This is a genomic window from Paludisphaera rhizosphaerae (genome assembly GCF_011065895.1).
In the GTDB taxonomy this organism is placed as follows: Bacteria; Planctomycetota; Planctomycetia; order Isosphaerales; family Isosphaeraceae; genus Paludisphaera; species Paludisphaera rhizosphaerae.
Window position 1 is genome coordinate 17,791 of the sequence record NZ_JAALCR010000040.1, and the last position, 21,260, is coordinate 39,050.

General features: G+C 67.3%; 13 protein-coding genes. 5 read left to right on the forward strand and 8 right to left on the reverse strand.

All coding sequences use genetic code 11. From position 1 onward, the window contains the following. Positions 1-5 precede the first annotated feature (5 nt). Complete coding sequence (locus tag G5C50_RS28965; protein WP_165074741.1) at positions 6-2,186, forward strand: hypothetical protein; 2,181 nt, start codon at positions 6-8, stop codon at positions 2,184-2,186. A 36-nt stretch (positions 2,187-2,222) separates the two neighbouring features. Here G5C50_RS28965 and G5C50_RS28970 read toward each other — a convergent pair whose 3' ends face one another. Both G5C50_RS28970 and G5C50_RS28975 read right to left on the reverse strand, forming a co-directional pair. Next, positions 2,223-4,013: a B12-binding domain-containing radical SAM protein gene (locus tag G5C50_RS28970; RefSeq protein ID WP_165074743.1), complete on the reverse strand. Its 1,791-nt coding sequence runs from the start codon at positions 4,011-4,013 to the stop codon at positions 2,223-2,225. Between the two features lie 274 nt (positions 4,014-4,287). Further along, the gene (locus G5C50_RS28975; protein ID WP_165074745.1) at positions 4,288-6,870 is read right to left on the reverse strand and encodes a serine/threonine-protein kinase; all 2,583 of its coding nucleotides are present in this window, start codon (positions 6,868-6,870) and stop codon (positions 4,288-4,290) included. A gap of 460 nt (positions 6,871-7,330) precedes the next feature. Between G5C50_RS28975 and G5C50_RS28980 the strand changes: the two genes are divergently transcribed. Then, on the forward strand, positions 7,331-8,278 hold the full coding sequence (locus G5C50_RS28980; RefSeq protein WP_165074747.1) for a hypothetical protein: 948 nt from the start codon (positions 7,331-7,333) through the stop codon (positions 8,276-8,278). A gap of 635 nt (positions 8,279-8,913) precedes the next feature. Beyond that, positions 8,914-9,846, forward strand: a complete 933-nt coding sequence (locus tag G5C50_RS28985; RefSeq protein WP_165074749.1) for a polysaccharide deacetylase family protein — start codon at positions 8,914-8,916, stop codon at positions 9,844-9,846. 15 nt (positions 9,847-9,861) lie between these two features. Here the strand turns inward: G5C50_RS28985 and G5C50_RS28990 are convergent, their stop codons facing one another. The 4 genes from G5C50_RS28990 to G5C50_RS29005 form a co-directional block, all read right to left on the reverse strand. After that, entirely contained in the window at positions 9,862-10,512 is a 651-nt protein-coding gene (locus tag G5C50_RS28990; RefSeq protein WP_165074751.1) for an HdeD family acid-resistance protein, read from the reverse strand. Positions 10,513-10,631: 119 nt separating this feature from the next. Beyond that, positions 10,632-11,198, reverse strand: coding sequence for a hypothetical protein (locus G5C50_RS28995; protein ID WP_165074753.1), 567 nt, complete (start codon positions 11,196-11,198; stop codon positions 10,632-10,634). Positions 11,199-11,476: 278 nt separating this feature from the next. Continuing rightward, positions 11,477-14,965: a tetratricopeptide repeat protein gene (locus G5C50_RS29000; RefSeq protein ID WP_165074755.1), complete on the reverse strand. Its 3,489-nt coding sequence runs from the start codon at positions 14,963-14,965 to the stop codon at positions 11,477-11,479. Between the two features lie 429 nt (positions 14,966-15,394). Then, positions 15,395-16,948 carry a dockerin type I domain-containing protein gene (locus G5C50_RS29005; RefSeq protein ID WP_165074757.1) on the reverse strand — a complete coding sequence of 518 codons (1,554 nt, stop codon included), beginning with the start codon at positions 16,946-16,948 and terminating at the stop codon, positions 15,395-15,397. A gap of 326 nt (positions 16,949-17,274) precedes the next feature. Here G5C50_RS29005 and surE point away from each other — a divergent pair, with 326 nt between their 5' ends. Continuing rightward, positions 17,275-18,036 (forward strand): 5'/3'-nucleotidase SurE, encoded by a 762-nt coding sequence (gene surE, locus G5C50_RS29010; protein WP_165074759.1) that lies wholly within the window; start codon positions 17,275-17,277, stop codon positions 18,034-18,036. Positions 18,037-18,070: 34 nt separating this feature from the next. Here the strand turns inward: surE and G5C50_RS29015 are convergent, their stop codons facing one another. Both G5C50_RS29015 and G5C50_RS29020 read right to left on the reverse strand, forming a co-directional pair. Further along, positions 18,071-18,874 (reverse strand): phytanoyl-CoA dioxygenase family protein, encoded by an 804-nt coding sequence (locus tag G5C50_RS29015; protein ID WP_165074761.1) that lies wholly within the window; start codon positions 18,872-18,874, stop codon positions 18,071-18,073. Positions 18,875-19,107: 233 nt separating this feature from the next. Continuing rightward, positions 19,108-19,911, reverse strand: coding sequence for a phytanoyl-CoA dioxygenase family protein (locus G5C50_RS29020; protein ID WP_165074763.1), 804 nt, complete (start codon positions 19,909-19,911; stop codon positions 19,108-19,110). A 456-nt stretch (positions 19,912-20,367) separates the two neighbouring features. Between G5C50_RS29020 and G5C50_RS29025 the strand changes: the two genes are divergently transcribed. Beyond that, complete coding sequence (locus tag G5C50_RS29025) at positions 20,368-21,186, forward strand: PEP-CTERM sorting domain-containing protein (protein ID WP_165074765.1); 819 nt, start codon at positions 20,368-20,370, stop codon at positions 21,184-21,186. The last annotated feature ends 74 nt before the right edge of the window (positions 21,187-21,260 follow it).

Sequence of the window (21,260 nt, forward strand, 5' to 3'; positions counted from 1 at the left end):
TCACCATGTCGCTGAGCATTCGCGGTCGTCGATTCAGCGGTAGGAACTCGCTTGCCTCGGTCGGGCGCAAGGCCCCGCGGTTCCGGCCCGTCGTCCAGGATCTGGAGGATCGCCGGCTGATGACCGTGACGATCAAGATCGACTATTCCTACGACACGTCGAACTTCTTCAATACCACGGTGAAGCGCAACATCATGCAACTCGCCGCCGACATCCTGGGGAACCGGCTCGACGACCACCTTTCGGCCATCACGCCTTCGGGGAGCAATAGCTGGACGGCTCAATTCGAGAATCCGGCGACGGGCAACACGCAGAAGATCAAAAACCTGTCCGTGCCGGCGGACACGCTCATCGTTTACGTAGGCGCGCGGGACCTCGGCACGGGAAGCACTGCCGAAGGCGGCCATGGCGCTCCGGGAGGTCTGGGAGTTACAGGAATCCCCGCATGGGTCAACCTCATCGTATCCCGTGGCCAGCCAGGGGCCCTCGCCGCCAAGCCCACTGATATAGGCTCGTGGGGTGGGGCCATCGCCTTCAACAGCGCGACCAATTGGTATTTCGACGTGAGTAGTTCGAAGCTTGGTCCCAAACAAATCGATTTCCTCTCGGCGGCGATCCACGAGCTCGGCCATGTGCTGGGGATCGGCGACGTCCCGCCGGACGGCCACCCCACATCATGGACGCGGCTCGTCTCCGGCCACTCCTTCCTCGGGGCATACTCGGCCTCCGAGTACGGATCTTCGTCCGTTCCGCTGAATCCCGGCAACGACCATTGGGCCGAGGGGACCAGGAACGGCGGTTTTGAGACGGCGATGGATCCCACGCTACACGACAGCACCCGGAGGTTGTTCACCGACCTGGATTACGCCGCGCTGAAGGACATCGGCTGGCAGGTTCACGACCAGGGGTTCCTCCTGACCGTGGCCGGCACGGGCGGGACCGGCACGAACATGCTCTCCCTGGAGGACACCGGCAACACTCTCGCCAAGCTGCCCAACACATCCACCCTGCTGAGCACCGAGCACTACACATCCGGCGTCTTCGCCGTCTACAAGGCCGGCGACTTCACGTTCCGCGCGTTGGATGACGGGACCCTGGTGAAGTTCAACGCCGCGGGCGCCTTTGTGGGCACCCAGAAATTCACCGGCAGGGTGACCGGCCTCCTCTACAGCGCCAGCGAGAACGTCATGATCCTGGGGACGAGCGACGGCTGGATGCTCAAGGTCAGCGGCACGGGGGGCACCGGCGCGAACATGTTCAACGTCACGGAGACCTCCTACGGCTTCCAACGGACCTCCACCTCCACGAACTACCTCGTCGGCAGTGAGCAGTTCCTCCACTGGGGGGTGAGCGGGATCTATGCCAATCCCAGCGGGATCTACATCGCACTCGGGTTCGGGTCGGGGGGCCTGCTCAAGATCAACGGCACGGGCGGGACCGGCACGAACATGCTGGCCCTCGCCCAGGATCAATCCGGGGGGATCGTCGGCCTTTCGGGCTACCACTATTGGGTCGGCACCCAGAGGTTCATTGGCCGGATCACCGGTTTGATCTACACCGGGGGCCAGACTGTCATCGGCCTGACCGACGGCCGGATGGTCAAGATCAACGGGACGGGCGGCACCGGCACCAACATGTTCAACATCGTCGAGTACGCCGGTGGATTCCAGCGGGCCTTCGCCACGACCGACAACTACCTCGTCGGCAGCCAGTATTTCAGCACGTCGGTCATCGGCCTGTATCAGGCCGCCGCGGTCACCTTTATCGCGCTGGCGGACGGGTCGCTGCTCCAGATCAAGGGGACGGGGGGGACTGGCACGAACATGCTGGCCCTCCAAAGCAAGAGCGGTACGATCACGGGCCTTCCCGGCTACAACTACTGGATCCGCACCCAGAAATTCAGCGGCCGGGTGACCACCCTCCTCTACATGGGGGGGGCCACGATCATCGGCCTGAGCGACGGCCGGATGCTCAAGGTCAGCGGCACGGGCGGGACCGGCACCAACATGTTCAACATCGTCGAGATCGACGGCGGCTTCCAACGGGCCTTCACCACGACCGCCAACTACCTCCTCGGTAGCCAGCGGTTCCGCGCCGGCGTCTCCGGCCTGTTTCAGGTCGGCAACAACATGCTCGTGGCCCTTGACGAGCACCTCGATCCGACACACCCGATGCCCGGATTCTGAGCGCTGTGCCCGGGTCGAGTCGCCCGGTCGAGGGCGTCAGGCGTCGCCGGCCGGGGTCGTCCCCGCCGCTCTCGGGGCTTGCTGACTGATCACGCGGCATTCGACGCTCTGGCATCGTTCGGCGGGACGCCGCCTGGGTTGGGCGGCGGCGGCTTCGTTGGCTTCGTAGAAGGTGGGGGGCTCGTAGGTCCAGCCCTGGGAGAGGCGGTCGGCCTCGCGGTGGGAGGTCCAGTGGAGGTATCGGCCGCCGAGGGTCGCGGCGAGGCGGGCCTTCCAGCCGAACGTGCGGACGAGTTCGGCGAGCAGGCGGGTGGTCTTCTCGCGCAGGGCGGGGCGGTCGCGGAAATAAAGGCGGGCGGCGGCGACCATCGCCGTGTACTGGGTCGGCAGGCCCTGAGACTCCCAGGCGACCCGGTCGCGGACGCGGGGGTCGGGGTGGGCGTGGTGGCGCCGCCAGCCGGCGAGGAGCGTCTCGGCGATCCGGATCACGCTCGGGCCGTTCTCCTCGAAGTCGCGCGTGAAGGCGCGGATCATCCAGTCGCCCTCGGTCCCCGGCGGCAGCGACGGATGGCGGTAGTTGAACACGGACTGGCCGTGGACGTCCGCTGGGTTGCACTCGTCGTCGGGGAGGATCCGGCCGGCGGCGGCCAGCTCCGCGTACAGCGGCGTGCCGGGGATCGGCGTGTAGAGCATGAACTGGTGGAAGTCCGTCCGATACCGCACGGCGTGCGCGATCACGTCGTCCATGACCTCCGGCGCGTGGTTCTCCAGGCCGATGATGCTGGAGCCCAGGATCCGGATCCCGTGGCTTTGAAGCTCGCGGACCAGCGCCAGGGGGTCGATGTGGGAGAGCTTCTTATATGAGCTTTCCTCTCCTTCGAGCCCCATCCAGAGCCATGAGACGCCGATCCGCACCAGTTCGTCCATCGTGTATTTCTTCAGCGCGTTGGCCGAGCTGAAGACGTAGAGCGACCACGGCTTGCGATGCTTCTCCATCAGCTCCAGCACGCGGAGGGCGCGGGGGCGGTGGAGCAGGAAATTCTCGTCCATGATGAAGAACGAGCGGATCTTCATGGCGTCGGAAAGCTGGTGCATCACATCGAACAGCTCGTCGCCCGTCTTGTAGAAGTCGACATATTTTCCCTTGCCGCCGAACATGGCCGACGTCGAGCAGAAATTGCAGCCGAGCGGGCATCCCACGGAGGGGATCAAGGTGGCCGCCACGTCGCCCGGCTTCCCTTCGGCGGTCACCCCCATGCAGCGGGTGCCGATGCCCGAGTTGATCAGGGGATGCCGCAGCGGCTCGTCGACCTGGTCGTCCAGGAACCGTCGGAACCACGACACGCCGTCGCCGCGGACGATGTGGTCGGCGTCGATCCGATCCGCCAGGTCGGGGACGTTGGCGATGTGCCCGCCGACGACGATCGTCGCGTTGGGGCGATGACGGCGGATCATCTCGCACATGACCCGCACCTTGCGCTGGTTGAGGATGATGCTGCTGATCCCGATCACGTCGTAATCGTTCTCGCGGATCTCCTCCTCGAACCGTTCCCAGGTGGGGAAATCGAGCACGGTGCAGGGGGCTGAGAGGTTGGCCTGGATCAGCATCAGGCCCCAACTGCGGTGGAACATCCGGAGCGAGAACGGCCCCTGCACGCGCGTGACCTGGTTGTGGTAAAGCTCCATCGGATTGAGCGCGCGGCTGCCGTACTCGTCGTCCTGGGCGTAGGGTCCGCAGACGCTGGTCAGCAGGACTCGGGCGTTGTTCCCCAGCGGATGACGGGGAGTGGTCGTGGAGGGGCGGTCGATCACGGCGGTCGTGCTCATCGGCGAGCTCCTTTGCGATCGTCCCCCACGGCGCAGCCGTGCGCCGCGCGCAGCGGGACGATCTGTTGAGACTCCACCGTCGAGAATCCGGGGCGCAACCCAACCCCAAACCAACCGGCCGCAAAGCCGGCGACACGTCACCCCGTGGAAAGACGGTGGTCGGGTCGTGAATGGCTCTCGGCGATTCAGCGGAGAATCGACGGAGCGGGAAGGCGACCCGTTTTGATACGGGACAAGGACCGGGAAGGATCTCGCCGGCTTTCGATTCTGTCGCTCAGTCGGCGGTGACGCGGCAGGCGCAGGCCTCGGCCGCGTCGCGGCGAAGCCGGGCCAGAAACAGGCATTCGTTATCCTTATGGGAAGCAGGGCCAAGGGATTCCAATCGGGCGCGGGCGGCTTCGAGGCGGCCCAGCCGGGCCTCGGCCGTGGCGGCCAGGAGTTGGAGGGCGAACGACTCGCGATCTTCCGGCGGGGCCTCGGTCGTCGCCAGGGCGAGGGCCTCGTCGTGCCGCCCCTGCGCCTCCCGTGCGCGGACCAGGAGGATCCGCGCGTCGATCGAGAGGGGGCCGGCCGGGATCGTCGCGATCATCCGCTCGGCCTCGGAGGGTTCGATGGGCCCCGAACGAGCCTTAAGGCGGAGGCGGTCGACGACCACGCCGGCGTCGGTCCGATCGCCGGCCGCTTCCTCGAAGCGGGTTTGTGCCGCGGCGAAGTCGGCCAGGGCCTCGGGGATGCGCCCCAGCGCCAGTCGCGCCTCAGCCCGGAGGAGGAGGAGGGCGACCATGGCTTGGAGATAATCGCCGTTGCGAGGCCGCAGGCCGAGCGCCAGTTCCTGCATCGCCGCGGCTTCGTCCAGCCGCGTCTCAGCTTCCGCGACGGCCTCCCGCTCCGCCCGGATGAGGGCTAGCTGTTGGAGCCACATGGCCTGCTCGTGCTGGTACTGGGGCTCGTCGGGCAGGTCGCGGACCACCGCGGCGCCCGCCTCGACCGCACGGAGGGCGACGGACTCGTCGAGCGTCCCGGCGTCGTGCCGCCATCGGGCCAGTTGTCCCCAAGCTCGGGCGGCGGTCCGGCGGTAGCTCGGCTTCGCGCCGGGCCGTCGGCAGAGATCCTCGGCGATCTCCGCGGCGCGCCGGAGGCGGCCTTCGCCCTCCGGGTTCTGTCGCCTCATCTCAACGCGTCCCAGGTTGACGCCCTGGGAGGCGACGGCCTCCTCGTAATCCAGGTTCGCCGGCTGGTCGCGCGACAGCGCGGCGATCACATCGAGCGACTCGCGGTGCAGGGCGACGGATCGGGCGGCGTCCTCGACGTAGACGACGTCGGCGAGGCAGAAGAGGGTGCGGAAGAGGTCGTAGCGGATGTCGCTCCGTTTCGGGTGGTCGTGGACCAGACTGCGGAGGAGGTCGGCCGACGATTCGTAGCAGGCGACGGCCTGCGCCCACTGGTGCTGGTTCTGGTGAAAGCGGGCGAGATGGAACTGCGCCAGCGCCGCGCGGTACTGCACGTCGACGAGCGAAGCCTCGTCGCCTCCCGACTGTCGGATCTCCTCGATCGCCTGGGCGAAGCGGGCGAAATCGTCGTAGAACTTCGGGTCGGTGAGGCCGCCGATGCGGGCCAGCCGCTCCACGGTGTCGGCGTAGACGGCCGCCAGCCGGATCAGGCCGTCGTTCTTACGGCTCAGGTCGCGGTTCCAGCGCGAGAGGCCGACGAACCCGCCGATCACCACGGCCAGGCCGGCGATCCCCGCCGCGACGACGAGCCGGCGATGCTTCAGCATCCGCCGGCCGACGCGCTCCAGCCGCGAGACCGGTCGGGCCGTGATCGGCTCGCCGGCGAGGAAGCGGCGCAGGTCCTCGCCCATGGCGAGGGCCGAGGCGTACCGTCGCGAGGGATCGCGGGCCATCGCCGTCTCGACGATCGTCGCCAGGTCGCGCGGGACGCCGGAACGGATCCGCGCGATCGGCTCCGGATCTTGCTCCAGGGCGAGCTTGCACGTCTCGAACGGGGAGGCGGCGCGGTACGGCGGTCGGCCGGTCAGCAGGAAGTAGAGGACGGCCCCCAGGCCGTAGACGTCGATCGCCGGATTCCGCCGGGCCGCGTTCCCCAGGATCTGCTCCGGCGCCATGTAGCCGGGCGTCCCCGCCATACCCCCGGCGTTGGTCAGCGAGACCGCCGCCTCCTCGTCGACCAGTTGCGCCAGGCCGAAGTCGGTGACCATCGGGACCGGGACGCGGTCGCGCGTCATCAGGATGTTCGAGGGCTTCAGGTCGCGATGCACCACGCCGGATTCGTGAGCGTACGCCACCGCGGCGACGATCGGCGCCATCAGCGCAGCGCACTCACGGGGCGACGGCTGGGTTTCCTGGGCGTATCGGGCCAGCGAGACCCCCTCGATGAAATCCATCACCAGGAACGGCCGCCCGCCGTCGACCTCGCCGCCGTCGAGCAGCCGGACGATGTTGGGGTGCTTCATCAGGGCGAGGATCTGCCGCTCTAGTTGGAACCGGCGGATGGCCGTCGGCGTCAGGCTCCGGCCCATGAGCTTGACGGCCGTGAGCTGCCGGTAGTCGTCGACCCGATGCGCTCGATAGACGACCCCCATCCCGCCCCGATTCACGACGCTTTCCACCACGTAGCGTCCGACCCGGGCGCCGGGGGAGAGGTCGTCGTGCTCCTCATCCGTCTCGGTCGGCGGCGGTGGGGGCCACCAGAGATCGCTCGCGTCCTTCTCAGCCTCGGTCGAGAGGAGATCGGGAACCGACGCCGCCCCGGCGAGGAGTGCGACCTCCTCCACCTGATCGTGATGACGCAGGAGCGACGAGACCTCGTCCGCCAACGCCGCATTGCGTCGACGCAACCTCTCAAGCGCTTCGCGCCGCCGCATTTCGTCGCGGCCCACGAACCGCCGAAACAACCTCAGAGCGACCCGCCCTCGCGCCGCGTCCAAGTCCACCCCCGACGTTTTCGGGAATTTTTCTGGAGTCCCTTCCGAATTCGTCCACTTTCTCCGCGGATGATCCTGAAGACTCGGAATCCTCAACGTTCCCGAGTCTGCAGGCAGTGTAGCACGGTGTGGAACGAGATTCGACTCTTACGGTTTCACCAAACACACATCACCGAATTCGATGGGATTCGGGAACGGCGGCGAGGTGACGCGACGCGATTTCAGGCGGCTTGCGCCTGCATTCTCCGTGTATTCGGAAATCTCAATCCCTGGGTCGCCGGAGAAATCTCGAAAATCGGAATTGTCTCGCGCCTCGTGGGGATCGTCCCTCTCAGGTGACATTCCCGCCGAAACGATCGAGGAGACCCCCGCCATGCCCGCCACCGAGGCTCAAATCCGCGCCAATCGTGAGAACGCTCAGAAGTCCACCGGGCCCAAAACCGAGGCCGGCAAGGCCAAGGCGCGGATGAACGCGTTGAAGCATGGGATGCGGTCGAAATCGCCCTTCGCGCTGCCCCAGGAGGATCCGGCGGAGTTGGAGGCTCGACTCCGGGAGTGGATTGAGGAGTGGCAGCCGGCGAACGTGATCGAGCAGACGCTCGTGGAGAGGGCGGCGAAGGCTTCGTGGGCGCTGGAGAGGGTGGAGCGGTTTGAGGCGGCCTTGATTGCGCGGCAGGTGCGCAAGGCCATGTTGCGGTCGCGGGCTCGGGTGCAGGCGAGGGTCGGCCTGCTGGGGCGGAGGCTGTTCGCGACGGGGAATCGTGGGCCGCTGGAGGGGGTGAACGACGACCCGGCGGCCTTCGTGGCGGCGCTGGAGGATTCGCCGGAGGGCGTGCGGTGGTTGCTCGAACGCTGGGGGGAGATGCGCGATCTCATCGACGGCGATCACGCCTGGACGTATACCGATCAATTCATGTTCGTCCGGCTGCTGGGTAAGCATCCGTTCGACGCGGTGGTCGACCGCGAGTTGAACGCGATCTTCCTGGCGTGGGAGGCGTTGGAAGAAGGCCGGGGCGTGGAGTTCTGGGGGCACTTGCATCTCGGGTCGTCGAGGGACGACCCGGCGCTCAGCAGGTGCCGGCGCTGGCGGGAACTGGTGGATCGGCCGGCCGACGAGGCCGAGGCGCGGGGGCTGCTGCGGGCGGTTGTGGACGCCCAGGTCGAGCGGTTGCAAGACCGGCTGGCCGAGGTGGAGGAGGTCGAGGGAGACGACGCCTTCGAGATGGCCGAGCGAGCCTCATTCCTGGCCGTCGGCGCGGGCTCGCGAGTTGTTTCGGGCGGTGCAGATTCTGACGAAGATGCGGAAAGATTCGACGCGTGAACATAAAACGTCTTCCCCCCTGGAGGGGGAAGACAGACTGCGCAGCGGTCAGATGAGGGGGATGACCGGCGTCGGAAAGACATCGGATCCGACGGCTCCCTCGAACGCGGGGCCGGTCGTCCCCCTCATCCGGCCCTGCGGGCCACCTTCCCCCTCCAGGGGGGAAGGCCGTTGTGGCTCAGACAATGAGAGTCGGAGGCTCGCGGCTTCGTCCCCTCTCCCCCCGGGAGAGGGCAGCCGCGAAGCGGCGGGTGAGGGTCGTGGGATTTCGGAGGGCGTGACGGTTCCGCAAACAATCAACCCAGGCTGTGCCTACAGGTCCGACGACCCTCACCCGGCCCTTCGGGCCACCCTCTCCCGGCGGGGGAGGGGACGAAAGGGCGCCGCCGCTTCGCAAAAGGCGACGAACGAACCCACCGTCGCCAGGATCAAAGCGTCGACTGAACATGAAGTTAAGTCGGAAATGATCAACGCGTCGTCATGCAAACGAAGCCGCTCCCGTGCGGCGGGCTGAGGTTGGGGGACGGCTCTTTGACAATTCGGCGGAATCGAGGCACTCCCTTGCGGCAGGAAGTCGGTCCGCTCATGCTTGGACCGGGTTGGATGCTCGGTCCCAGGCCGGCGGAGATTTCAAGATGCGAAGCGCTCGGATGATGCTCGTCCTGCTGTCGGCGTTGACGGTGGGAACGGCTTCGGCGGAGGAAGCCAAGCGGTACCTGATCATCCACGGCGACGACGCCGGGATGTGCCATTCGGCGAATCGGGGGACGTTCCAGGCGATGGAGGACGGGATCGTCTCGTCCTGCAGCGCGATGGTTCCCTGCCCCTGGATCAAGGAGTTCGCCGAGTACGCCAAGAAGCACCCGGAGAAGGATTACGGCGTCCACCTGACGCTCAACTCCGAGTGGGAAGTCTATCGCTGGGGACCGGTCGCCGGACGCGAACGGGTGCCGAGCCTCGTCGACGCCGACGGCTACCTCCACCGGGGCGCCGACACGGTGGCCAAGGTCGCCAAGGCCGAGGAGGTCGAGGTCGAGCTGACCGCGCAGGTGGAGCGGGCCAAGGCGCTGGGGATCCCGCTCACCCATCTGGATACGCACATGGGTTCCGTCGTCACCCGGCCGGACCTGCTGGAGGTCTACGTCCGGCTCGGCCTGAAGTACGACCTCCCCGTGCTGTTCCTGCGCGACGTCGAGGGGGCGATCGGCGAGGAATACCCCGCCTTCCGCGAGCGCGGCAAGAAGCTGCTCGCCCAACTGGACGCCAAGGGGCTGCCGGTGCTGGACAACCTCCTGCAGTTCTACGGCGGCGACAGCCACGAGGCGCGCCTGGCGACCTACATGAAGGCCCTTCGCACGCTGCCGCCGGGCGTCAGCCAGCTCATCATCCACTGCGGCGTCGAGGACGATGAACTCCGGGCCGTCACCAGCAGCGCCTCGCGACGCGACGGCGACCGCCGGATCTTCACCGACCCGGCCGTCGCCGCCGAAATCAAGAAGCTGGGCATCGAGGTCATCACCTGGAAGCAGTTCCGGGAGATCACCGCCGCCAAGCCGGCCGGACAGTGACTTTCCGACGCCTTCTCAGGAGGCCGCCGGAGGAGGCTCGGCCGGAGCGGTGGGCGTTGGGTGGTGGGCCTTGTGGCGGGCGTCGAGATCCTTCAGGCGCAGGCCCAGCATGATCCAGGTCCAGCCGCTCCAGAGCATGTCGATGCCGACGAACAGACCGATGATGAACAGGGAGCTGGTCGGCCATTCCATCCAGATCATCAGGCCCAGGGCCAGCTCCAGCAGGCCGCCGACGAACACCCAACCCCACTGGGGGAACTGATACCAGGCCGAGGCGATCGTCCGGAAGGCTCCCCCCACCAGCAGGCCGCAGGCGAGCAGCAGCGTCATCGCGGCCATGGCGTCGAGCGGCCGGTTGAGGAACAGCACCCCCATCACCGCGTACAGCACGCCCATCAGCAGGACCAGAAAGAACCCAGACCAGTCGCGAGTCCAGAAGGCCCCCACCAACTGCGCCGCGCCTCCCATGATGAGCAGCACGCCGATGGTCAGGGCGGTTGTGAGCGAGGCGATCATCGGGATCGAGATGGCCAGAGTTCCAGCGACCACCAGGACGATTCCCAGGCCGATGAGCCAGGGCCAGCGGCCTCGGATGACTTCCAGCTCGTGGCGCAACTCCCTCCGGAACCGCTTCCTCTCCTCCATGACGTCCACGTCGGTGCTCATGACTGAACCTCGTCTCTGGGGTGTCTCATGGCGCGCGGCTGAACCGCGCTTCGCCCGGAGGGAGGCGCGGTTCAAGCTCTGGACCGTCGAATTGCAACCGGCGCGCCCGACGCGCCGGGTCAACCCAGTTTACGCCGCCATCGCGGACGCCGCGAGAAGGTGACGGCCCCGACGCCCAGGACCAGCAAGGCCGAGGCCGGGGGCTCGTCGACGCTCGTCACGTCGAGGACCACCTTGGTGGAGGAGTTGAAGCCGAGCCCAGCCCATGAAACGGCGATCGCGCCGGTGTTGAAGGTCAGATTCGACAGGGTGAACCCGGTCATGTTCGTCGCCGAGTTGATCTTCACCGCCGTGATCGGGGGCGCGGCGAACGAGAGCAGGTTGCCGCTGGTGATGAACAGCCCGCCGGAGTTCAACGAGGTCGGCGACGACGACCAGGAGCCCGACGAGTTGAACTGGTAGATGATCTGATCGTTCGTGACCGTGACCGTGAACTGAGGCGAGTAAACGCTGTGCGCCGCACCTTCGGCCGTGAACATCGTGGACGACCCGTAAGTCCCCCCGAACGTGTAGTACTGCGAGACCACCGTCGACCCGATCAACCCGGCGCGGGCGGGAGCCGCCGCCGTCATGAATCCGAGAGACGAGACCGCGAGCACCTGAATGACGAACCGGGACGGCTTCATGATCGCTCCTTGAACAGGCGGGGTTAAGCAGGGTGGGCGTTGGCTCGATGCATGCCTCCAGCTAAACCCTAGGTCGCGATCACGGTAATGCGGATTGTGTGGACGGAATTTTTAAGAAAATCCTCCCTAAGGCTTCCTAATTCGGCCCCCGAGGTCCTATGAGACGGTGGATAGGCTTACTTGAGGCCGAGCCACGGATTGGCCCCGACGCTCCGTCTCCCCCGGGAGTTTGGATGCGACCAGGCCTTCGATGTGATGAGGGAGCCCGGCCGGGGCTCTCAGGGCGCGCGATAGGGCTTGCCGGCGCGGTACAGGTCGAGCCGCGAGCGGTAGTCGGCGAGGGTCGCCTCGTCGGGCTTGTCCAGGAGTTCGACGGCCTTCTCCTGCCACTTGACGGCGGCGGCGAAGTCGCCGGTTTCGGCGTGGGCGGCGGCGAGGGTGTCCAGGAAGACCGGCCACTTCCAGTCGTTCAGCTCGCAGGCTCGCAAGGCGGATTCCAGGGCTCGTTTGCCGTCGCGGACCTTGTCGTCGGGGGTCGTCGCCAGGAGCCGGGCGCGGTCGTCGTGGGCGTCGGGAGCCTGCGGGTCGAGGCGGATCGCCTCGTCGTAGTCGGCCAGGGCGCCGGCGAGGTCGCCCGCGGTCTTTCGGGCCAGGCCGCGGTTCCTGTGGGCGAGGACGTCGCTCGGGTCGATGCGGATCGCCTCGTCGTAGTCGGCCAGCGCCTGGTCGTTCTGCCGCTTGCACCATCGGGCGAAGGCCCGGCCGTGGAAGGCTGGGGCGTACCTTGGGTCGATGCGGATCGCCTCGTCGAGGTCGGCGATCGCCTTATCGTATTCGCCTTTCAGGTTCCAGATTTCGGCGCGGTTGACAAGGGTGACGGCGTCCTGGGGGGCGATTCGGATCGCCTCATCATAGTCGGCCAGAGCCTTGTCATACTCGCCCTTGACCTTCCAGACGATGCCCCTGTTGCCGAGCGCGGCGGCGTCGAGAGGGTTGAGGCGGAGGGCCTCGTCGTAGTCGGCGAGCGCCTTGTCGTGCTCGGCCTTGTTGTGCCAGGCGACGCCGCGGTCGCGGATGGCGGAGGCGTTCTTGGGGTCGCGTCGGACGGCCTCGTCGAGGTCGGCGAGGGCCCGGTCGAGGTCCCCCTTCCGGCCCCAGGCGCGGCCCCGGGCCGCATAGCTCGAGGCGTCGTTGGGGTCGAGTCGGATGGCCTCGGTGTACTCGGCGACGGCCCGGTCGTGGTCCTTCTTCTGGTCGAAGGCTTCGCCGCGGAGCTGGTGGTTGAAGGGATCCTGGGGGTCGATTCGGACGGCCTCGTCGAGGTCGGCCAGCGACTTGTCGTAGTCCTGCTTCCTGCCCCAGCAGACGGCGCGGTTCTGGTAGGCAACGGCGTCGTCTTCCTCCAGCTTGATCAGCGCGGTGTAGTCGGCGATCGCCTTATCGTATTCCCCCTTGTTCTGCCAGGCGATCCCGCGGTCGCAGAGGGCGCCGAGGTTTTGCGGATGGAGGCGGATGACCTCGGTGAAATCGGCGACGGCCCGGTCGTAGTCCTTCTTCTCGTTCCAGGCGGAGGCGCGGTTCTCGTAGGCCGTGATGTACTTGGGGTCGAGACGGATCGCCTCGTCGAAGGCGGCGATCGCCTTATCGTACTCGTGCTTGTTCGCCCAGGCCTTCCCGATCATGAGGTGGGCTTGGGCGTCGTTCGGCTGAAGGCGGACGACCTGGGTGTAATCGGCGATAGCCTTATCGTATTCCTTGCGTTCCACATGAATCCAGCCGCGGTTCTCGTGGGCGTCGGCGTTGTCGGGGTCGAGTCGAATGGCCTCGGAGTAGTCGGCGATCGCCTCGTCGTCTTCGTTCCTGCGACTCCGGATGTTGCCTCGATCGTAGTAGGCCCCGGCGTCGTTCGGGTCGAGTCGGATGGCCTCGTCGTAGTCGGCGACGGCCCCGTCGAGGTCGTCCTTCTGCTCCCGGGCGAGGCCGCGATTGTGGTAGCTGGCGGCGTCGTTCGGGTCGAGTCGGACGGCCTCGTCGAGGTCGGCGATCGCCGCGTCGTATTCGCCTTTCTCGCCCCGGACGGCGCCGCGAGCCTGGTAAGCCAGGCTGTATCGGGGGTCGAGTCGGATGGCTTCGGTGAAGTCGGCGAGGGCCTTGTCGTATTGCTTCTTGAGGCGCCAGGCGTGGCCGCGGTTGAGGATGACCCGGGCGTTGTTGGGGGCGATGCGGAGAGCCTTGTCGAAGTCGTCGAGGGCCCTGTCGTATTCCTTGTTCGTGAGCCGGCAACTGCCGCGCGCGATGAGGACCTGGACGTCGTTGGGGTCGATGCGGAGGGCCTCGGAATAGTCGGCGATCGCGGCGGCGGAGTCCCCCCTCTTGCTGCGGATCATGCCCCGGATTCGGTAGGCCTGGACGTCGTTGGGGTCGATGCGGATGGCCTCGCCAAGGTCGGCCGTCGCCTTATCGTGCTCTTGTTTGTTCGCCCAGGCCATGCCGCGCGCGGCGTAGGCGTCGACATTCCCGGGGTCGAGCCGGATGACTTCGTTGAAATCGGCGATCGCCGCGTCGTTCTCGCCTCGTTCGACCCGGATGTGACCGCGTGCCTGATGGGCGTCGAGAAAACCCGGGTCGATCCGGATCGCCTCGTCGTAGTCGGCGACGGCTTCCTCGTACTTCCGTTGAGACGCCCTGTTGACGCCTCGGCTGTAGAAGGCCCGGGCGTTCCGTGGGTCGATCCGGATCGCGGAGTTGAAGTCGGCGAGGGCCTTGTCGTACTCGTGCATTTTGCTCAGGTCAGCGCCGCGATAGATGTAAACGTCGACGTCGTTCGGGTCGAGGCGGATCGATTCGGAGTAGTCGGCGATGGCCTTGTCGTATTTCCCCTGATCGCTCTCGACCGTGCCGCGGGCCCGATAGGCCAGGGCGTACTGCGGATTGAGGTGGACGGCCGCGTCGAAGTCGGCGAAGGCCTTGTCGTCCTCGCCCTTCCGCTGCCAGGAGACTCCCCGATTGTAGAGAGCGACGGCGTTCTTGGGGGCGATCCGGACGGCCTCGTCGTAGTCGACGATCGCCCTGTCCTCGTCCTGCGATTCGCTCCTGGCGATCCCGCGGTTGATGTAGGCGCCGGCGTTCTTCGGGTCGATGCGGATCACCTCGGAGTAGTCGGCGATGGCCTTCTCGTATTCTTGTCGCGAATCCCAGATGCGGCCGCGATTACCAAGGGCGTCGGCGTCGTTCGGGTTGAGGCGGATGACCTCAGAGTAGTCGGCGACGGCCTTGTCGTACTCGCCCTTCTCACCCCAGGCGACGGCGCGGTTGAAGTAGGCGTCGGCGTCCTTCGTGCCCAGCCGGATGGCCTCGGTGAGGTCGGCGATCGCCTCGTCGTACTGCTTGAGGTCCAGGCGGAGGCTGGCTCGTTTGAGGTAGTTCTCGGGGCGGGCGGGGTCGGCCTGGATGAGGGCGGAGGCGTCCTCGACGGCCTGCTCCAGGGTCTTGATGTCCTTGAGGTCGATCCAGCCCTCGGCCGCGGCTCTCTCGGCGACGACCCGGGCGCGCGGGCCTTCGACTTTCTCGACCTTGTAGATCCGGCGGTCCTTGGGGTCGAGCTGCTCGTCGGGCTTGCCGTCGACGTGGAGCGTCGCGCCTTCCAGGGCGATCACGCGGCGGCCGATCAGAGCGGCGGCCGGGCCGGGCCCCGGCTGCTGGGCGAGGGTCGGACGAAGGCCGGCGATGAGCAGCGAAAGCGCCAGAAAGAGGCGGCGGTCGAGCATGGTCGGCGTCCTCGAAGCGGGGGTGGGGAGCCCGGGGGGCGCGGTCGAGCGGCGTCGATCCTAGCATGGAGTTGTGCGAGGGTCGATGATAAAGCCGTCAGGATGAGAGATGTGAATGCGCTGGGTGCCATGGCCACGCTGGCGTGGCCATGTGATCGGCGACGGTCGCGCTGCCGTCCCACGCCGGTCCATGGCCACGCCAGCGTGGCCATGGCACCCAGGGCCCGCTTCATTCCGGTGGTGTTGAGCGAGGAATGTCGAGATGGGGATGTGCAAAGGCCCCTCGCGGGCGGGGGCGGCCGGGGCGGTCGGGCGAGGTGTGGTTTGCGCGACGGCTTCCGGCCTCGCGCTCCTCGTCGACGTTCCTGGACGCCCCCTCCCGCGGAGGGGCTTGTGTGGCGGTCGGCCCGATTCGGGGCTGGGCTTGGGTCAGGCCAGGGCGACGGGTGTCAGCGTGACGGCGATGCTCTGGAAGTAGATCGCGGTCAGCCCTTCGTAGCCGGAATCGGTCCCGACGATCAGCCAGAGGTTGCCCTGGGCGTCGGCCTGGACGGTGGCCGTGTGGGTGTGCTCGCGGGTCAGGGAGACGTAGGGGACGCTCGTCTGGTCGCCTTCCAGCTCCTGACCGTTGGCGATGTTCCCGACCACCGAGGCGTCCCTCCCGCCGGTGGAGTTGTTCCCCTTGTCGATGTTCATGCGAAGCATGTCGCCGTCGACGACCGCTTCGGGCTCGATCGTCGACGCGCCGGCTTTCAGGACGACCGACTCGCCGGGCGCCCCGCCGATGCCGGCGGCGTTGCTGGGGGCGTTGGAGGCGAACTTGATGGTGAACTCCACGGAGTACGTCGCGCCCGCCACCACGCCGTCCGCCGCCGTCAGCTTGCGGGTCAGGAACATGAAGGCGTCGTCGGAGCGGTTGTGGGACTGGAGCAGGTAGCCCGTGCCGTCCGTATTCAGGTCGGCCGGCAGGTCGCGGATGCCGGAGTCCAGCTCGTAGGTGTCGTTGGGATTCGTGGGGATGTCGGCGAAGCCGGCGTCCCAGCCCTGGGCGCCCTGGGAGAAGTCGTACGATTCGGTCACGACCGAGGCCGTCGAGCCCCGGACGACCGAGACGCTCTTCATGACGACCTGGCCGTCCGGCGACGTGGCGCGGAGGTCGAAGGTGTTGACCCCCAGGGCCAGGTCGACGTCGAAGTGGAACGAGCCGTCCGCGCCGGCGGTGGTGGTCACGGCCGAAGTGCCCGCGCCCAGCTTGACGATCGACCCCGGCGCGGCCTTGCCGACCAGGCTGGTCTTGGAGACGTCCGCGTCGACCGTGTTGTCGCCGTTGGGGTCGTCCGCGGGGGCGACGCCGGCGGTCAGCTCGCGAGGGCGGTAGGAGGTCGAGGCCCCCAGGTTGCGGAAGGCCAGCCGCCAGTCGCGGAGCGTCGTCACGCCGTCGCCGTCGACGTCGGTCCCGGCGAGGACCGTGTCGGCCGGACCGTTCACGCCGATCGCCGATCGGATCGCCGCCAGGTCGGTGCGGTCGACCTTGAAGTCGCCGTTGACGTCGCCGGCCAGCGAGACGTTGACGTCGTAGCCGCCGGTCGTCCCGTTCTGGGCCGTCGGCTGGATCGTCAACGCGCCAGGTCCGACCGAGACGATGGTCGACGATCCCGTCCCCCCCGAGACGTCGTCGTGACTGGAGATCGTCTGCACGCCCCGAGGATTCGAGGAAGCCGTCTCGGCGGCCGCGGGGTCGAACGAGGCGTCGGTCGACTGCGTGTCGACCTTCAGCAGCACGCGATTCCCCGCGCCGGGGCGGAAGCCGAAACGGTCGACGACCAGCGTGTAAGAGTCGGCCGGCGCGAGCACCAGCCTCCCTTGATAGACGGCGAACTTCGACCCCCCCACGGTGGAGAGCAGGGTGCGATCTTCCAGCAGATCCAGGCAGGGGTTGCGGCCGATCCGACGTCGCGGATCAACATGGGAGGAGAGTCTCATGTTGTCGCTCCAATGGTGTGTCGCCGACGCCCCGAACCGCACGAGCCGGCTCGGCCGACGGCGGAAACGAAAGCGGCCGACGAAGATGATCGCGAAACCCGTTCCAACACCAGGATCGCAGTCAGCCCTCGTCGGCCACACGGGAGTCGAGATCCCATGCGAGCAGGCGACATGAATAAAGGTTCATGTTTCAGGCGGGAGCCGCCGCCGGTCTGGGCCGGTCGGTTGACGGGGGGAGAGGGCCGCCGGTAGGATCGGCGAGGGGGGGAGCCCCCGGGCGGCCGACGTCGGGTCGATTACAACTGGAAGAGATCGAAGTTCCTACCATGCATATTCTTCTGACGAATGACGACGGCGTGTTCGCGCCGGGGCTGCGGGCGCTTCGCAAGGAGCTGCTGAAGCTCGGCGAGGTGACGGTGGCGGCGCCCGCCCTGGAGCAGAGCGGGGTCGCGCACACGATCACCCTGCTCAATCCCCTGGTGGTCAAGCAGGTCGACGACGACGATGGCAAGACGCTGGGGTGGTCGATCGAGGGCTCGCCGGCCGACAGCGTCAAGCTGGCCATCTGCGAGCTCATGCGACGGCCGCCGGACCTGATCGTCTCGGGGATCAACAGCGGGGCCAACGCGGGGATCAACGTCCTCTATTCGGGGACGGTCGCCGCGGCCATCGAGGGGGCTTTCTTCAAGATCACGAGCATCGCCGTCTCGCTGGAGCTGTCCGAGCACTTCGATTTCCCCACCGCCGCCAAGCAGGCGCGCAAGGTCATCGAGAAGATCCTGGCGAACAAGCCGGCCAACGGCTCCCTGTTCAACGTGAACCTCCCCGCGCACGCTCGGGGAGAGGCCAAGGGCGTGCGGGTGGTTCCCATGGATCTGGGCCGCCACGGCGAAGGCTTTGAGCGCAGGCAGGATCCTCGCGGCCGGACCTACTACTGGATGACCTACACCCCGCCTCGCGAGATCCCCGGTCCCGAGACCGACCTCACGGCCCTGGGCGACGGCTACATCACCGTCACCCCGCTCCACTTCGACATGACCCGCCACGAACGGCTTGAGGAAGTCGGCGGCTGGGACTGGAAGGACTGATCGAGGACGACGCCCGAACCTCCCGCCACCCTGCTCAACGGCTGAATCGCCCCTGGAACGCCACGCGGAGCCGGTGCAGCCAGGGCGGGAGATTCGGGGCGCCCACCCCCAGGACCCAGGCCTTGCGGCAGAGGTCCGAGAGGTTGGGGCCGGCCCCGTACACCAGGCAGGGGTGGTGGAAGGTCGCGTCGCCGGCGCGGAGCGATGAGGTGTAGACGGTCGCCGGGTCGATGGCGGCGGAGGTCTCCATGCCGGAGTTCTCGTCGCCGCGGCGCCAGTGGTGGGGGAGCTTTGGCCCCAGATGCGAGCCGGGGACGAACCGGATGGCGCCGCCGGAGGCGTCGACGTCTTCGAGCGCCATCCAGAAGTAGCCGTAGGACTTGGGCTCGCGTTTGCCGGTCAGTCCGTAGACGGCGGCGTCCTGATGCCAGGGGGACTCGACTTCGGGAAGCCCCACCGGCATGTAGACGGCGACGTCCCAGAGGATGGGCGCCGTCTTGCCGAGGAAGGACCGTGCAGCCCCCAGCGTGGCGGGTTCCAGAATGTGGCGCAACTCGGGGTCGAGCCGGAGGATGTTGCGGATCGCCGGGATCCCCGGCCGCCCGGCGCGAGCGGATTCGGGGGCCAGGTCGTCGACGTGCCCCGGCGGCAGATCCTGAATCCGTTCATAGAGCCCGTCGATCGTCTGTCGGATCAACGTCGCGGTGGTCGTATCGACAAACCCCGCCACGAAGGCGAAGCCCTCGCGCTGGTACAGAGACTTCAAATCCCGTCCGACGGGTTCGGCAATCGGCCTCGTCCCCGCTTCGCCGGCCGGGCCGGTTTTCAATCCTGCCATGTTCGCTCCTCGTCATGACGACGGGGTTCGCCCGTATCCAAGGGCGCCTCCTATCCTGAGCCTAGTTCAGGAATGTGAGGCGGGCGTTCTCGGGCGAGGATTCGAGGCCGATCGGGTCGCGAGGCCCCGAGTTGGATATTGAACGGCCCGGGTCGCCATCCGTGACGACGGCGGGCGACGGCGACATCACCGTCGCCCCGACGAGGACGACGCCCGGGCCTTCCCGGCGCTCGTCATCGGCCGAACCGTTGCTTGAACGCCACGCGGAGCCGGTGCAGCCAGGGCGGGAGATTCGGGGCGCCCACGCCCAGGACCCAGGCCTTGCGGCAGCGGTCGGAGAGGTTGGGGCCGGCCCCGTGGAGCAGCCAGGGGTGGTGGAAGGTCGCGTCGCCGGCGCGGAGGGAGGCGGTGTAGACGGTCGCCGGATCGATGGCGGCGGAGGTCTCCATGCCGGAGTTCTCGTCGCCGCGGCGCCAGTGGTGGGGGAGCTTCGGCCCCAGGTGCGAGCCGGGGACGAACCGGATGGCGCCGCCGGAGGCGTCGACGTCTTCGAGCGCCATCCAGAAGTAGCCGTAGGACTTGGGCTCGCGTTTTCCGGTCAGTCCGTAGACGGCGGCGTCCTGGTGCCAGGGGGACTCGACCTCGGGGTGCCCGGCCGGCATGTAGACGGCGGCGTCCCAGAGGATGGGCGCCGTCTTGCCGAGGAAGGACCGTGCAGCCCCCAGCGCGGCGGGTTCCAGAATGCGACGCAACTCGGGGTCGAGCCGGAGAATGTTGCGGATCGCCGGGATTCCCGGCCGTCCGGCGCGGACGGACTCAGGGTCCAGGTTGTAGACGTGACCTGGCGGCAAGTCATGGATCTGCTCGTAAAACCCGTCGATCGTCTGCCGGATCCTCGTCGCGGTGGTCGTATCGACGAGCCCCGCCACAACGGCGAAGCCCTCGCGCTGATACAGGGCTCCCAGATCTCGCCTGGCGGGATCCGTGTTTAGTTTCGTCCGTGCTTCACCGGCCGAGCCGGTTCTCAATCCTGCCATGTTCGCTCCTCATCATGACGACCGGGGTCGCCTCTTCCCGTGGGCGCCTCCTTTCTTGAGCCTAGTTCAGGAACGCGAGACTGGTGATCCCGGGCGAGGATTCGAGGCCGATCGGGTCGCGAGTCCCCAGGGCGGACGGACAAGACGGGCACCGTCGCCATCCGTGACGGCGACGATCGAAGGTTGCTCGTGTGAAGATTCAAGGCTGAGTCGCGTCGCCGCGAAGCGCCGTCGTGAAGCGATCGAGAGACGTCGCCGTCGTGTTGCGCCAACACTCATGGAGGCGGCCTTGTACGCCGCCGGGGTCGGCGGAATGATGCGTGGGTCGGGAGGGACCTCGGAGGCGATCGACGAAGATCGGGTGGGGCGAGGCAGGTGAAGAGGCCTCTTCTCAGCCACGACAGGCCGAGCCGAGAACTTGTGTTTTTTCAAAACTCAATGAAGATGGAGGCTCTGATGAAGAAGCTCGTTTACCTGGCGGCTCTGTTTGGGATGGGCTTGGCGACGACCGCGGTTCAGGCCGATCCGATCCTCTGGATCTGCGACAACAACGGCGACATCGGCCGGGTGGACGTCGCCACCGGCAACGTGCTGAACGTCTACAGCGCGGGCGTGACGCTGACCGACATCGCGTTCGATTCCGCGGGCAACCTGTACGGGATCAGCTTCACCAACTTCTACTCGATCAATACGTCGGGCCCGAACATCGGCCATGCCAACCTGGTCGGCTCGCTCAACCCTCCCGGCCCCGGCGACGGCGGCAACGGCGGGATGAACTCCCTGGTCTTCTCCAGCACGGGCGTGGCCTACGCGATGAGCAACGCCACTAACGACCTCTACACGATCAACACGAGCACGGGCGCCGCCACGGCGCTGTCCGGGGGCGTCGGCGCCTACCGTTCGTCGGGCGACCTGGCGTTCCACAACGGCAGCCTCTACCTGACGACCACGTCGAACGACCTGATCCGGGTGAACATGGGGCCGGTCTCGGCGACGCTCGTCGGCGCCCTCGGGGTGTCGAACGCCTTCGGCCTTGCCAACGGCGACAACAACGTCCTGTACGGCGTGGCCGGCACGAACATCTACACGGTCAACACCTTGACCGGGGCGGCGACGTTCCTGAGGAGCTATGCCAACGCCCAGGGCCTTGGCTCGGCCAACGGTGCGGCCTTCTATCTGGAGGCGACGCCCGTCCCCGAGCCCAGCAGCGTGGTGATGATGCTCGCCGGCGGCCTCGGCCTGGCGGCCGTCGCCCGGCGGCGCCGCGCGGTCTGATCGATCAGACGCGTGAGACGAACCAAAACCAAGAGGAGGGGCCCCGCGCTGCTGGCGCGGGGCCCCTCCTCGTT

What these genes read in the sequence shown, in the direction of transcription:
- G5C50_RS28965 (WP_165074741.1), top strand. Translation starts at nt 6, where the DNA reads ATGTCGCTGAGCATTCGCGGTCGTCGATTCAGCGGTAGGAACTCGCTT.
- G5C50_RS28970 (WP_165074743.1), bottom strand. Translation starts at nt 4,013, where the DNA reads ATGAGCACGACCGCCGTGATCGACCGCCCCTCCACGACCACTCCCCGT.
- G5C50_RS28980 (WP_165074747.1), top strand. Translation starts at nt 7,331, where the DNA reads ATGCCCGCCACCGAGGCTCAAATCCGCGCCAATCGTGAGAACGCTCAG.
- G5C50_RS28985 (WP_165074749.1), top strand. Translation starts at nt 8,914, where the DNA reads ATGCGAAGCGCTCGGATGATGCTCGTCCTGCTGTCGGCGTTGACGGTG.
- G5C50_RS28990 (WP_165074751.1), bottom strand. Translation starts at nt 10,512, where the DNA reads ATGAGCACCGACGTGGACGTCATGGAGGAGAGGAAGCGGTTCCGGAGG.
- G5C50_RS28995 (WP_165074753.1), bottom strand. Translation starts at nt 11,198, where the DNA reads ATGAAGCCGTCCCGGTTCGTCATTCAGGTGCTCGCGGTCTCGTCTCTC.
- G5C50_RS29000 (WP_165074755.1), bottom strand. Translation starts at nt 14,965, where the DNA reads ATGCTCGACCGCCGCCTCTTTCTGGCGCTTTCGCTGCTCATCGCCGGC.
- G5C50_RS29005 (WP_165074757.1), bottom strand. Translation starts at nt 16,948, where the DNA reads ATGAGACTCTCCTCCCATGTTGATCCGCGACGTCGGATCGGCCGCAAC.
- surE (WP_165074759.1), top strand. Translation starts at nt 17,275, where the DNA reads ATGCATATTCTTCTGACGAATGACGACGGCGTGTTCGCGCCGGGGCTG.
- G5C50_RS29015 (WP_165074761.1), bottom strand. Translation starts at nt 18,874, where the DNA reads ATGGCAGGATTGAAAACCGGCCCGGCCGGCGAAGCGGGGACGAGGCCG.
- G5C50_RS29020 (WP_165074763.1), bottom strand. Translation starts at nt 19,911, where the DNA reads ATGGCAGGATTGAGAACCGGCTCGGCCGGTGAAGCACGGACGAAACTA.
- G5C50_RS29025 (WP_165074765.1), top strand. Translation starts at nt 20,368, where the DNA reads ATGAAGAAGCTCGTTTACCTGGCGGCTCTGTTTGGGATGGGCTTGGCG.